At 63.6% G+C, this 14,238-nt stretch carries 9 protein-coding genes and 1 tRNA gene; 4 read left to right on the plus strand and 6 right to left on the minus strand.

Annotated features, from left to right (window positions below; all coding sequences use genetic code 11):
- Positions 1-10 precede the first annotated feature (10 nt).
- The 3 genes from LDL32_RS04275 to LDL32_RS04285 form a co-directional block, all read right to left on the minus strand.
- Positions 11-1,342 (minus strand): cytochrome c, encoded by a 1,332-nt coding sequence (locus tag LDL32_RS04275; RefSeq protein WP_233064730.1) that lies wholly within the window; start codon positions 1,340-1,342, stop codon positions 11-13.
- Between the two features lie 380 nt (positions 1,343-1,722).
- Entirely contained in the window at positions 1,723-4,113 is a 2,391-nt protein-coding gene (locus tag LDL32_RS04280; protein ID WP_233064732.1) for a glucose/quinate/shikimate family membrane-bound PQQ-dependent dehydrogenase, read from the minus strand.
- Between the two features lie 140 nt (positions 4,114-4,253).
- Complete coding sequence (locus LDL32_RS04285) at positions 4,254-5,735, minus strand: mannitol dehydrogenase family protein (protein WP_233064733.1); 1,482 nt, start codon at positions 5,733-5,735, stop codon at positions 4,254-4,256.
- Positions 5,736-5,996: 261 nt separating this feature from the next.
- On the opposite strand from LDL32_RS04285, the gene LDL32_RS04290 reads away from it, so the two are divergent.
- The 4 genes from LDL32_RS04290 (at position 5,997) to LDL32_RS04305 (ending at position 10,645) form a co-directional block, all read left to right on the plus strand.
- Positions 5,997-7,109 carry a glycosyltransferase family 4 protein gene (locus LDL32_RS04290; RefSeq protein WP_233064734.1) on the plus strand — a complete coding sequence of 371 codons (1,113 nt, stop codon included), beginning with the start codon at positions 5,997-5,999 and terminating at the stop codon, positions 7,107-7,109.
- A 49-nt stretch (positions 7,110-7,158) separates the two neighbouring features.
- On the plus strand, positions 7,159-8,676 hold the full coding sequence (locus LDL32_RS04295; protein ID WP_233064735.1) for a replicative DNA helicase: 1,518 nt from the start codon (positions 7,159-7,161) through the stop codon (positions 8,674-8,676).
- A 313-nt stretch (positions 8,677-8,989) separates the two neighbouring features.
- Positions 8,990-10,501 (plus strand): YifB family Mg chelatase-like AAA ATPase, encoded by a 1,512-nt coding sequence (locus LDL32_RS04300; protein WP_233064736.1) that lies wholly within the window; start codon positions 8,990-8,992, stop codon positions 10,499-10,501.
- A gap of 69 nt (positions 10,502-10,570) precedes the next feature.
- Positions 10,571-10,645, plus strand: a tRNA-Val gene (locus tag LDL32_RS04305).
- Between the two features lie 113 nt (positions 10,646-10,758).
- Here the strand turns inward: LDL32_RS04305 and LDL32_RS04310 are convergent.
- From LDL32_RS04310 to LDL32_RS04320, 3 genes are all read right to left on the minus strand, one after another.
- On the minus strand, positions 10,759-11,139 hold the full coding sequence (locus LDL32_RS04310) for a hypothetical protein (protein ID WP_233064737.1): 381 nt from the start codon (positions 11,137-11,139) through the stop codon (positions 10,759-10,761).
- A gap of 125 nt (positions 11,140-11,264) precedes the next feature.
- On the minus strand, positions 11,265-13,154 hold the full coding sequence (locus tag LDL32_RS04315; RefSeq protein WP_233064738.1) for a hypothetical protein: 1,890 nt from the start codon (positions 13,152-13,154) through the stop codon (positions 11,265-11,267).
- A gap of 43 nt (positions 13,155-13,197) precedes the next feature.
- On the minus strand, positions 13,198-14,157 hold the full coding sequence (locus LDL32_RS04320) for a mitochondrial fission ELM1 family protein (protein ID WP_233064739.1): 960 nt from the start codon (positions 14,155-14,157) through the stop codon (positions 13,198-13,200).
- Between the last annotated feature and the right edge of the window lie 81 nt (positions 14,158-14,238).

Below are 14,238 nucleotides of genomic sequence, written 5' to 3' on the forward strand. Positions count from 1 at the left end.
GTCTTTCAGCTCAATGGGACGACGCGACAGGGGGGGCAGGCAGGGTCTTGCGCACCTCGGCCGCCTTCTTTTCCAGATCGGTCCATGGCGGCAGGGTCGTGCGCGTTGCGCGCAAGTAGGTCGCCAGACGGGCCAGATCCGCATCGGAGAAGGAATGGTAGAAACTGGGCATGGATACGGTGGAAATTCCTTCCGTCGTGCCAATCCCGCGCAGGATGACCTGGAACAGGTTGGTCGGCTCGTCCAGCCACAGCGCGTTGTTCAGCGCCAGGTCGGGGCGGCCTTCAACCGGCTGCGGCCCGGCATTGGCGTGGCATGCGGCGCAGGCACCGGCATACAGCTTCGCGTTCGGGTTCACCTGCGGGCCGACCAGATCCCTCATGGACGCCTTCATGGCCCATTGGATGGCCTTGGGGTCCTGGCTCACGCGGGTGGCGGAGTGGTCGATCTGGGCCAGGTAATGCGCGATGGCATGCACGTCGGATTCGGGCAGTTCGCTCAGGCCACCGTGCACGACGGGGGACATGGGACCGGCCGCACTGCCATGCAGGGGTGCCGAGCCGAAGCGCAGGTATTTGAAATACTCGTCCTCGGTCCAGACGACGGGGGTCGGGTTATGCTCGTTGAGCGGCGGGGCAATCCAGTTGTCCACCGGAGCGCCATCGTACGGCGCGCTGCTCTTTTCCGCACCCATGAGGTTACGCGGCGTATGACACGCCGAGCAGTGGCTCAGCCCTTCGGCCAGGTACGCGCCACGGTTCCACTGCGCATCCTGCGAAGGATCGTTCTTGAGCGGGCCTTCATGCAGGAACAGAAGCTTCCAGCCCGCCTGCTCGAGGCGGATGTTGAAGGGGAAACCCACCGTATTGTCGCGCTTGACCGAATGCACCGGCTGACGCGTCATGAGGAAGGCATAGACATCCGCGATGTCCTGATCCGTCATGTGCGTGAAGTGGTCAAACGGGAAGGCGGGGAAAAGCTGCGTGCCATCGCGGGAAATGCCCTTGCGCATGGCGCGATGGAAAGCGGCTTCCGACCACCGGCCGATCCCCGTTTCCGGATCGGGCGTGATGTTGGAGGAGAAGATGGCACCAAAGGGCGTGTCCATCTTGTAATCGCCCGCCAGTTCCACGCCATGCACGCCGCCATCGGTGCGGGTATGGCATTCGGCACAGTAGCCGCCAGCGGCCAGCACGCGCCCGTGTTCGATCTGGGCCGCCGTGAAGGAGGAAGGAGGAGGCGGTGCAACCGGCGCAATCGCCGGATACCACGCATAAGCCAGGAACCCGACGCCACCGGCGACACCGATCCCCACAATCGCTGCTGCAATACGTTTAATCACGATGTTCTCGCGGTTGTGAAAGTCATCATATCACCCCGTATCATCCGCCTGGTTCCAGTGCCGGTATGGCGCGAAACACATGGGATGGCGCAGCGTTGCGCCACCCCCGAAGCACCGGAACTGCCAGATGTGCGGGAACATCGGCGCCACGGCGGAAACTTTTGTATTACCGTTTCCTAATCAAGCCGTCCGGGCGCACGTAAGGTCAAAGCAGGGATAAGACTTATTTACTGATGTATTAAATCAAGCATGACCACCACAAAACCCTTGATAAACGGGCTGTGGGGGCCTTTAGAATTGCTATCTATATATGGATGGATATAGACCAAAATGGCACCTGTCAATCCGGGGAAGGAAAAATCCTTCCCCGGCCTGACGGCTCAGTCGTGGTCCGGCAGGGAATAGGCGACGATATAATCGCCAAGCTTGGTTCCAAACGAACCATGGCCTCCATCCGCGGTCACGATGTACCGCTTGCCATCGACGGCATAGCTCATGGGCGTGGACTGGCCACCGGCGGGCAGGCGGTCCTGCCACAGCACGCGTCCCGTCGTCACGTCATAGGCGCGGATGTAGTAATCCAGCGTGGAAGTCAGGAACGCGACACCACCGGCGGTGGTCAGCGGACCGCCAAGGCTGGGCACGCCCATCTTGATGGGCAGCGGCAGGGGTGCGCTGTCACGAATCGTGCCGTTGCGGTGTTTCCACACGATCTTGTTGGTGCGCAGGTCTATGCCCGACATGTAGCCCCATGCTGGCTGCTTGCACGGCAGGCCGAAAGGCGACAGGAAGGGATGCAGGTCAACGCCATAGGGCACGCCGAACTGCGGCTGCACGCCACTTTCGCTGCCCGAGGGCAGGGATTTGTCGGGGGTTGCCGGGTTGTTCGGGCCACGCGGGATCAGCTTCGACACGAACGGGATGGCAATGGGATTGGCAATCGCGATCTGGCGCTCGGGGTCAATGGCCAGGCCGCCCCACTCAAACATGCCCAGATTGCCGGGGAAGACCAGCGTGCCCTGCAGCGAGGGCGGGGTAAACGTGCCTTCGTAGCGCAGCTGGTGGAACATGATGCGGCAGACCAGCTGGTCGAACATAGTGCCACCCCACATGTCGGCATCCGTCAGCTTTCTGCTGGGGCGGAAGGTCAGCTGCGAGAAGGGCTGGGTGGGCGAGAGATGATCACCGGGGGCCGCACCCTGCGGCACGGGCTGCTCGGGGGCGGGCACCACCAGATGGCCGTTACGGCGGTCAAGCACGAAGATATTGCCGGTCTTGGCCGGAGCATACAGCGTGGGAATGACCTCACCATCCGCGCTGCGGATATCGACAAGGCTGGGCTGGGCGGGAATGTCCATGTCCCACAAATCGTGGTGCACGGTCTGGTAGCTCCAGGCCAGCTTGCCGGTGGAGGCATTCAGCGCCACGATGGAACTGGCATAGCGCTCGGCATCGGGGCCGCGATTGCCACCCCATATGTCCGGCGTCTGCACGCCCATCGGGATATAAATCAGGTCCAGCTTGGCATCATAGGACGACGTGATCCACGAATTGGGGGAGTTGGGCACGAAGGTATGGTGTTCGGACGGCATCTCGTTCGGGTCGGGATTGCCGGGGTCGAACGCCCATTTCAGTGCGCCGGTATGCACGTCGAACCCGCGCGTGACACCTGAGGGTTCATGCGTGGAATAGTTGTCGGTCACCGCGCCGGACACGATCACGGTGGTATCGGTCACGACCGGGGGGGACGTGGGTTCATAGAAACCGAGCGTCCTGACCGGCATGCCGTCGCGCAGATCTACGACACCATTGTTGCCGAAGGAGGCGCAGCGGGCGCCGGTCGTGGCATCAAGCGCGAAAAGCTGGCCATCGTTGGTCGGCAGGAAGATGCGGCGCGCGCATTCCGCCGGGGCGGCGGCAGGCGTGCCGTCGGCCTGTGCCTCGACCCGGTCCTCATGATAGGACACGCCACGGCAGGTCAGGTGCTGGAAGGTCGGGTTATAGGCCAGTTTGGGGTCGAACTTCCACCGCTGCGTGCCGGTTCTGGCATCCAGCGCGATCAGGATCTGATGCGGGGTGCACAGGTACAGCGTATCGCGGATCTTGATCGGCGTGACCTCATCGGTAATCTCCCCCGGGTCGTTCGGGCCGCGCAGGTCGCCGGTGCGGAAGGTCCAGGCAACCTTCAGCCTGCTGACATTGCCGGTATTGATCTGCCTGAGCGGGGAGAACCGGTCCCCGAACTGGGTGCGGCCATAGGCCTGCCAGTCGTCATCGGGCATCTGGTGCGCATCACCGGGTTCCGGGGCGTTCTGCGCCACGGGGGGCAGGTTGCCCGCGATATCCTGCGGGTCACCCATCAGGGCGGCGCCAATCACGACCACCGCCGCCCCGATCGCGCCCAGCAGGGGCAGGCGCGCGCCCGGCCCAGCTGGCTGCAGGTGACGCGTCACCCACGGCAGCAGCAGCACGATGCCGATGGGCACAAGGATATCCCCCCGGGGCGCCAGCGCCCAGAAATCAAGCCCGGCTTCATGGACGGCCCACGCCATGGTGCCCAGCAGCAGCACCGCGTACACCGTAAGCGCCGCGGCCTGCCGCCGGAACAGCAGGAATGCCGTTACCAGAAGCAGCACCCCGGCCACCACGTAATAGAAGGAGCCGCCAATGGCGCAGAGCCATAAACCGCCCCCCAGCAGATAGAGACCTGCCAGGGCGCAGACGGCCACGGCCGCAGCGAGAAGGGGAGCCGAACGTAAGGGGGTATTCATAAGTTTTCCTGATTACCGTGATGCAACAGCACGAACATTCTCCCATGAAAAACCTTAGGAGATGCAGGCAGGTCAAGGCCAAACTTATGAATAAAACGTGTGGGTCATCCTTCTGTTTCGCGTTTTACCGCGAAAATCATCTATTCCCCGACGGTTATAACCGTTGCCAGCGTGGCCCGTGTCCCCCTGGCACGGATGGACTGGCGCAGGGCAAGATACGCCTGCACGAAGCCTGGATGCACCGCCAGTTCCCACCCGGCAAAAGCACTCATGCCCAGTGCATCTTCCAGGTGGGGGGAGGCGGCACGGGTGCGGTCGTCATCCGTCAGGTGCGGCTCCACAATGGTGTAGGTCTGGCCCCTGTCATCATGCCCGCGCAGATATTCGGCATAACAGGCCACGATAAAGGCAATGCGCCCCACCGGGCGGTCGTGGGCGATCACGCCCATTGCCGTGCTCCTGACGAACATGGGCAGCTTGGAGGTACTGTCGGATGCAATGCGCAGCAACTGGTCGCTTATGGCGCGATTGCGGAAGCGGTGCAGCAGGCGGCGGCCATATTCGGTCAGCGCCATGCCCGGCGGCGCCTTGAGCAGGGGTTCCGCATCATGGCCGAGATACTGTTCGACCAGCGCCACCTCGTGCAGGTCTTCCATGATCTCGCTTACTACACGGTAGCCCGACAGCACGCCGGACAGGCCCAGCAGCGAATGGGAGGCATTGAGCATATGCAGCTTCACCTCCTCGTAGGGCTGGACGTTATCGGTGAACTGCACGCCCACGGCCTCAAGTTCCGGACGCCCGGCGCAGAAACTGTCTTCCACCACCCACTGGATAAAATCTTCACAGAAGACCGGAATACGGTCATCCAGACCGCTTTCGGCATCAAGGCGGCGAACATCGTCGGGATGCACGGCCGGCGTGATGCGGTCGACCATGGTGCAGGGGAAGGTGACGTTTTCTTCCATCCACCGGGCAAGCCCCGGATCTTTTGCCCGCGCCCAGCCCAGAAAGGCCGTGCGGGCGACATGGCCGTTCTGCGGCAGGTTGTCGCACGACAGGATGGTGAACGGACCCGCACCGCTTTCACGCCGCCTGCGCAGGGCCTCGGTCAGCAGGCCGAACACGCTGTGGGGCACGTCGCGCTTCAGGTCCTCGGCAATGACAGGGTGGTCGAGGGGAAAGACACCATTCTCGTCAACATAGTACCCGCCTTCGGTCACGGTCATGCTGACGATACGGATCGCGGGATCCGCCAGGCGCGCGATGGTGGCGGCGCGGTCGGCCGGGGCATACATGTATTCGGTTATGGAGCCGATCACGCGCACCACATTGGGGGCGTCCGGCGCACATTCGGTCAGGGAATACAGGCAGTCCTGGGCCGCCATGTCCCGGGCCTTCTGTTCCTCATGGGGGTTTTCCATAAGTCCTATGCCCAGCAGGCCCCAGCCCGACTGGCCGGGACGGTCCAGCACGCGGTCAATATAGACCGCCTGATGGGCACGATGGAAATTGCCCACGCTGATATGCGCGATGCCGGGCGTCACCCTGCTCCGGTCATAGGCCGGCACCACAATGGCGGGCGGCAGATGGGGCAGGGACGCAGTGTCAAGTACGGTCATTACCATTTTCCACGGAAAGTATTGTCGACGCCTAATAAGAAACGCGCGATGTTACAACCCGCGAATATGAAGCGCCTGCCGCCTGCCCGCCACAGAACCCCGGAGCCACACGCCATGGATATGGGACCACGCCTGGCCGTTGTTGTTTTCTAATGCGGAAAACTGCCGTATTAACCCTTCCCGCCGTTGCATATCCGGTGTGCCGGTTCAGAAAATCATGGTGCAGGGCCTGCTCCTGGCCGGACCTGTTGTTGGTAGTGAATGCGTATCCTGTATCTTATTAACAGCCTTAACGGTGGCGGGGCGGAGCGGCCGCTGCCCGCCGTAATCGGGCTGATGCGCGCCTGCGGCCATGACGTGCAGGTGGTGGCGCTGGCGCGCAAGGCGGGCAATGCCATCACCTGGCTCGAAGCCGCCGGGATCGATTACCACATCGTGGATGACCGTGATCCGCAGCACTTCGCCTCCCTGCGGCAGGTCATGGCCTATGTACGCGCAAGCCAGCCCGATCTCCTGTGGACGTCGCTCACGCGCGCCACGCTGTTCGGGCAGCTTATCGGCAGGATGCTGGGCATTCCGGTGGTCAGCTGGCAGCATAGCGCCTTCCTCAAGCCCGCCAACCGGTTCCTGCTGCGCCGTACCCGCAACATGAGCGCCTTCTGGGTGGCCGATTCCAGCTTTGTGGCCCGCGTCACCAACCGGCAGCTGGGCGTACCGCCGGAACGGATCTGCACATGGCCACTATTCGAGGCCGATGCGGCAGCTCCGCCCGCCACGCCATGGAATGGCGACGGGGTCTTCCATATCGGCTCGCTCGGGCGACTGGAGGCGGAAAAGAACATGCAGCTGCCCATCCGCGCCATGGCCGTGATCCGTGAGCGGATGCCCGGGGCACGCATTCACCTTTCCCTGTGCGGCAACGGTTCGCAGATGGCGCAGCTCAGGGCGCTGGCGGCAGGGCAGGCGGGGGGAGAGGCCATAACCTTCGAAGGCTTCCAGCCCGATCCGCTGGCCTTCTGCCGCAAGCTGCATGTCTATGTCCAGCCATCGCGCTTCGAGGGGCTGTGCATCGCCGTGCACGAAGCCATGCAGACCGGCCTGCCGGTCATCGCGACCCCCGTTGGGGCCATACCCGACATCATCCACGATGGACGGAACGGATTCCTGCTTGCGTCCGCCACGCCGGAAGCGCTGGCCGAGCGGATTCTCCATCTCTACACCCGTCCCGAACTCTGCGCCCGCATCGGGCGGCAGGCCCGTGCCGACATACTGGACCATTATGCCAGGGACCGGGTCGAGACGGCGGCCAGGGCCGTCATCCACCGCGCGGAAAAGCTGGTACGGTCGCCACGGCGCCCCGCGCCGGGCGTGTGAGGGATCATCTCCCTTCCTGTCGCGGGGGGATATCGGGTAGAAGGATCGGGTGAATACGATCCAGAATCCCCCCTCTGCGGAGTCCCGGCAACAGGACTCGCTTCTCGGTGTCTCGCAGCGCCTGCCGCCCGCCAACCTGCAGGCGGAACAGGCATTGCTGGGTGCACTGCTGACCAATAACCGGGCCTATGACCGGGTTTCGGATTTCCTGACCGGCACGCATTTCGCCAATGAGATCAATGGCCGCGTATATGACGCAATCTCGCGCCGGATCGAGGCCGGACAGCTGGCCGACCCTGTAACCCTGCGCGCCGAATTCGAGAATACCGGCGTGCTGGACGCCGTGGGTGGCCCAGCGTACCTGGCCAAACTGCTGACATCGATGGTCGGCATCATCAACGCCGCCGATTATGGCCGGGTGATCCATGATGCGTGGATCCGCCGCCAGTTGATCGACATCGGGCAGGACGTGGTCAACAACGCCTTCGGTGCGCGCCCGGACCTGGATGGCCCCGACCAGATCGCCGCGAGCGAGGAGGCGCTGTTCCGCCTCGCGACCGAAAAGGGGCAGGATGGCGGCTTCATGTCGTTCGACCGCGCACTGACGGATGCGCTGGAAATTGCCCAGCAGGCCTTCAACCGCAGCGGCGACGTCGTGGGCCTGACCACCGGCCTGCGCGATCTGGACAAGAAAACCGGCGGCCTGCATCCCTCCGACCTGCTGATACTGGCGGGGCGGCCTGCCATGGGCAAGACGGCGCTGGCCACCAAGATCGCCTTTTCCGCCGCGCGATCCCTGATGGAAGAAGCGCGCGACGCCCCGCCAGATGCCAAACCCAAGGGTTCGGTGGCCATTTTCTCGCTCGAAATGTCGGCCGAACAGCTGGCCACCCGTATCCTGTCCGAACAGGCCAGCGTGTCGGGCGAGAAGATCCGCCGTGGTGATCTGGGGCAGAAGGAATTCGACCGCTTCGTGCAGGTCAGCCGCGAACTGGCGCAGCTGCCGCTGCATATCGATGACACGCCCGCCATCACCCTGTCGGCCATGCGCACGCGCTGCCGCAGGCTGGCGCGGACCAAGGGGCTGAGCCTGGTGGTGGTCGATTACCTGCAGCTCATGCGGCCATCGGTGGGAAGCAGGGCGGAAAACCGCGTGCTGGAAATCTCCATGATCACGCAGGGACTCAAGGCGCTGGCCAAGGAACTGTCGGTGCCGGTCATAGCACTTTCCCAGCTGTCACGTCAGGTGGAGAGCAGGGAGGACAAGCGGCCCATGCTGTCGGACCTGCGTGAATCCGGCTCGATCGAGCAGGATGCCGATGCGGTGATGTTCGTCTACCGCGACCAGTACTACCTCCAGCAGCGCCAGCCCAAGGAAACGTCCTACGATTCACAGGACAAGTACCAGACCGCGATGGAGGAATGGCAGCGCAAGATGGATCTGGCCCATAACCGTGCCGAACTGATCCTGGAAAAGCAGCGCCACGGGCCGACAGGGACGGTGCATCTGTTCTTTGAAGGCGAATTCACGCGCTTTGCCGATCTGGACATGGTGCACGACGTTTAAGAACAATCCGTAAGCACGGCGCAGCCATCCGGTGGCGCGCCGTGCTGTGGCATTATGGCCACAGCCTGTGTCGCAACCCGCTTGTACCACATGGGATGACTGCCGTGCACGAACCTGCACAGGAATATGGGATGGCAGGATGCGGGGAAGCCGGATGGCCGGATCATGAAGCCTCTCCCCCGCACCATCAAAAGTTTTATAAGAAATATTATGCCAACAAATTCCCATGGGAAGACGGCATGCGCCATAATCCCGTCCAGTCCGCCACGTTCTTCAATGGCCAATCCGGTCCATATCCGGCATCATCACCACCATGACTGACACGGCGCTCGCATCCATCTGCGGTTTTGCTTTTTCCGGTATCGAGGCCGTTCCGGTCAAGGTCGAGGTCCAGCTTTCCGTGGGCCTGCCATCCTTCCTGATCGTGGGCCTGCCCGACAAGGCCATCAATGAATCGCGCGAGCGCGTGCGCGCCGCACTGTCCGCCATGGGGCTTGCGCTGCCGGCCAAGCGCATCGTGGTGAACATGGTGCCTGCCAACCTGATGAAGGAAGGCTCTCATTTCGACCTGCCCATAGCCTTGGCGCTGCTGGTGGTCATGGGCCTGCTTTCTGGCGACATGGCACAGCGTTACGCCGCACTGGGCGAACTGTCGCTTGATGGTGGCGTCAACCCGGTCTGTGGCGTGCTGCCAGCGGCCATGGCGGCATGCGGCCTGTCACTGGGGCTGATCTGCCCGGCAGCCCAGGGCGTGGAAGCCCGCTGGGCCAGTGATGACATGGATATCCTTGCCATCCGCTCCCTGCCCGAACTGCTCAATCATTTCCGTGGGCAGCAGGTGATCGACCCGGTTGAACTGCCCGAACGGCTGGACCCGGACCTGACCGCCCTGCCCGACCTTGCGGACATACGCGGCATGGAAACCGGCCGTCGTGCGCTGGAAATCGCAGCCGCTGGCCGCCATTCGCTGCTGATGATCGGGCCGCCGGGGGCTGGCAAGTCCATGCTGGCGGCTCGCCTGCCCGGCATCATGCCCGACCTGACCACGACGGAAATGCTGGAGATCAGCCGCATCCACAGCATTGGCGGGCTGCTCAGGGATGGGCAGCCGGTCTCCCGCCCGCCCTTTCGTGACCCGCATCATTCCGCCAGCCCCACGGCGCTGAGCGGTGGCGGTGCCCGTGCCCGCCCTGGTGAGGTCAGCCTGGCGCATCGTGGCGTGCTGTTTCTGGACGAACTGCCGGAGTTTGCCCGCTCCGCGCTGGAAATCCTGCGTCAGCCGATGGAAACGGGGTCCATTTCCATTGCGCGCGCCGCAGCCCACGTCACCTACCCTGCCCGCTTCCAGCTTGTGGCTGCCATGAACCCGTGCAAATGCGGCTATCTGGGTGACGCCGCACAGGAATGCCGCAAGGCACCACGCTGTGGCGAGGATTATCAGGCCCGCCTGTCCGGCCCGCTGCTGGACCGGCTGGACATGGCCGTGCATGTTGAACCCATGCCCCTCGCCCGTATTGCCGAACCCCGGGGTGGTGAGCCCAGCGCCATCGTAGCCGCGCGTGTGATGGAAGCCGTGCTGCGGCAACGCACACGCCAGGGCGAGGCCCGCAATGCCGAGGCCCCGATCGACGATTTCCGCATTACCGCAGCCGCGCGTGACTTCGCGGTTCAGGCGGCGGAAAAGATCCCGCTTTCCGCCCGTGGCTTTACCCGCCTGCTGCGCGTCAGCCGCACCATAGCCGACCTTGCGGCAAGTGCTGATGTGGAACGGGCCCATATTGCCGAAGCGCTGATGTACCGCATCCGCCGCCCCGGCAGAAAATAGCGCGGCAAGCCCCTTTTCCCCCTTGCGCCCGATGCCCTGCTGGACTAACAAGGCCCCACCGAAGCGGATGGGTGCGTAGCTCAGCGGTAGAGCATCGCCTTCACACGGCGGGGGTCACAGGTTCAATCCCTGTCGCACCCACCATCCGGTCTCCCCCATATTAAAAATATTGATGTGCTCAGGCTGCATGCGGTCATCCATAGGCCCGGTATTGTCACATGCCTGTTCCTGCGCCCGACCCTGTGGTCAGTTCCGGATCATGGCCCTCGTGCAATGGCGTCACGGCATCTGACATAGGACAGTTTGTCCTGAAACAGGAACAGCACGTAATAATCCAGCGTCCGCCGCCGTCTGCGGGTGGGATTGGTGTAGAACGGAAAGACATCGAACGGCCCGTCGTACCCCTCCGGCACGGGGTCGCGCGCATTTATGCAGCGCACACGGAACAGCGGGGCGTAAACGGTGGCATCCGAATCGGTGCGCCTGACATGAAACAGGTTCCGGCGGAATTTGCGCAGGCGCTCGGGCAGGACAAAGATCAGGTTCTGCTCAAGGAAATTCTGCGGCGGGTTACGGTCGCGCAGGTATTTCATGTCCTCGGGCATGTCACAGAAAAAATTGGTGTCCTGTACGATCATTATACGCTTTTGCCCCTTTCCGGCAGTACCCTCCTGCATGTACGGCTCATGGCATGGCTGCCTGCGCGCGCCATTCAATGGACTACCCGTCTCCATATGGGCATGGGGCCGCCGTTTTGCAGGGGTCAGAAACCGAACATATGGTCGATCGAAAAGCGGCCTTCCCCATCCGCCCGCCGCCCGTGGTAACCAAACAGGCGGCATGTCGTATCGCGAATGATCACATACCCCCCCGGCCCCGCCCGGCGCAGGGCCGTCACGCCAAATATCCGGTCGGGCCGGATCAGACGTGAGCCGGACATGGGAATGGCAATCTTCTCGCATGCGATCACCTCTCCACTGGCGGCATGCAGGTGCAAGGACGTGTCCGATACCGCGTGCCATGTGGCGGATGTGGGGTAGATGAGCTTGCAGAAGCTGTATGGTTCCTCACACGCCGCCGTCAGGAACAGCCGCGTGCTCAGCCCCGGTGGTGAACCGGCATAGGATTGCGGCTCCCCCCGATAGGTCATGACGGTATTGAAGATATGCGAGCCGAAGCTGCTTTCGGCCATATGCCCGGTATGGCGGTCCTCATACCGGATCAGGGCATGCAGCCAGCCATCGCCACAGCCGCCATCACGGAAGTCATAGAGCAGTTCCGCATGCCCTGCCCGCCCCAAAAGTGCGCCCACGTCCACCACGCAGGCATGGTCCCGGGGCAGGCAGCCAGCGAAGTGCGACCCGGTGCCCCTGCCCTCCGTATCGAATCCATCCACCCGGACCGGCAGGGTGGACAGGCTTTCCGCCATGGGCGACGGCAGGAGCAGCGTACGGTACCGCGCGGGGTCGGGCACGGGGAAAGGCAGCAGATAGCCGCGCCCGAAAAAACGCGGGTCCAGTTTTTCAATATGCGGATCGGGTTTCAGGTCGGCGCGCTGCACGTTCAGGTGCGCGATGCGGGTACGTCCGCCACGCGTGACCTCGTAGCGCGGGCGCACCACGTAGCCACCGGCACGGAATTCGATCTGCTCGGGCCAGGCCAGACCGGGCAGCACGTCACGCATGTGCACGGCCATGGTCTGGTAGGGTGCAAGATCACACCCTATGGGCACCAGCGTATCCCGCCCCATGCGGTTGAGCTGCATGCTGCCAGCCGGTATCGGCAGGGCATGGCTGTTCTGGACCCACAGCACCACGTCCTCCCCATCCGCCGGGGCTGGCAGGTTGGCATAGCGGTTGGCAGGCCAGGCATTCGCGTCATGGGTTACGGACAGGCTGGCATTGCTGCCCTTTCCCCGTGTCTCCAGCGCGTATTTGACCACGTCATGCCCGGCAATACCCTGCGCATGGATGAAAAGCTGGCCGGTAAATTCCGGCAGGCCGAAGCGCTGCCGGATCTCGGCACTGTCAATGATAATGGCCTGCCCGGCATCCGGTACTTCCTGCTGCCATGTGTGCAGCACGTGCCCATTGCCATCAAAAAGGCGCAGCCACAGCCGGACCGCCTGCGCGCCGTAGCGTGCCCAGTAATTGGCTGTCACGACACGGGTGGAAAATTCCTCCGTCTCACGGAAAAAGGCAAGATTGGTCGCGAAATTCAGCCGGTCCAGATAGGCGTGCCCGACCGAGAGCATGTCCGCGGGCAGGCGCACGGATTCCAGTGTATGGAGCACGCTCCCCTGCGGCAGCAGGGTGGACAGGCGGGCACACATGGCCCCGTGGCTGAAATCCAGCGCCCAGACGGCACCCGCCCCCGTCCGGGCCAGATCCACCACCGGCTGCAGGACATGCCCCGCGCTGGTCTGCCCCACCTTCAGCGAATCATGCGTGTACACCCCTGCCACCGTAATGGGACAGGGCAGCAGGGCCAACAGCGTCTGGGCCATGCCATGCGGGTCATACAGCGCCACGGGGCCGATGCTGGCCAGATGATGTGCCAGTATCTCCAGCTTTTCCGCCGCCAGCGGGTGTGTAAGGGCCTTGTAGGCCGTGTTTCCACCCGAATGCGGGTCAAAAGTATGAATGCCGAGCATGAACCTGTCTTATTCCACTCCGGGTAACAAGCGGGAAAAATTATTATGAAACGGCTGCAAGACCAAGGTGATGCCGCACTGCCTCGGCCGCCATAATCGTATCATCAAGCGGTGTGACCGGCCATATCTCCAGCCGCCCGGCAAAGGGCCGTATCCGCCCCGCCTGCGTCAGTTCATGCAGGAACTGCCCGATCCGGCGTGAACGCCCCGGCAGCGCCGCCACCATGACCGGGGCCGATGTCGCCACGGCCTCCGAAATCATGGAAACGCTGTCCATCGTCACCACGATGGCATCCGCGCAGGCCAGCAGTCCCAGATACGGATTGGACCCGGACTGCTCCCATATCCACGCATCCGGGCCCGCCAGCGCGTGGTGCAGTTCGCGGCAGACCTCCGGCGCGGTGCGGCGTGACGGGGTCAGGGCAATACCGACATGCTCGCGCCGCATCATCGTGGCAAGCTGCCCTCCCAGCACCGCCCCTTCCGTCCTGCCCAGACGGAAGCGCCCGTTCCCGCCCCCGACCAGTACCGCTACCAGCGGGCGCGGCAGGCGGGACAGGCGGGACGCCCATTCCACCCGCGCCCGCGCCAGCAGGTCCGGGGTCACGCCATGCAGCGCCGTACGGGTCAGGATCACGTTTGGCCCCGTAATCCTGTCATGCCGGTTGGCAATGACAAGGTCGAAGCGTGAAGGCGGCAGGCGCGGATTCTGGACCTGTATCACGCACGCTCCCTTCCTGCGCAGCGCGGCCCCCACCGCGCCGCCGCTGCCACCTATGCTGATGACGGGATGCTCCAGATAGTCAGCCCCCAGCCCCAGCGGCTGCACGGCCCTCAGGGGCATGGGCCACCATGCGGTCGGAACATGCCGCCACAGCCCACGTGGGGCCAGGGCATGCAGTTGTGGTTCCAGCCCCGCGCGCCGTGCCAGCCCGAATGTCTGTGAACGCATGCCGGCCAGGTCGGCTGCGATGACGGATGCGGGGCGGGGCGATGTGGTCATGCCGCCCATGTGGAGGGACGCACGCCGGAAGGTCAATGCCCTGCCCCTTTTGTCCAGCCCCCAGCCGCGCTAAGGGACTGC

It is taken from the genome of Komagataeibacter sp. FNDCF1, from assembly GCF_021295335.1.
In the GTDB taxonomy this organism is placed as follows: domain Bacteria; phylum Pseudomonadota; class Alphaproteobacteria; order Acetobacterales; family Acetobacteraceae; genus Komagataeibacter.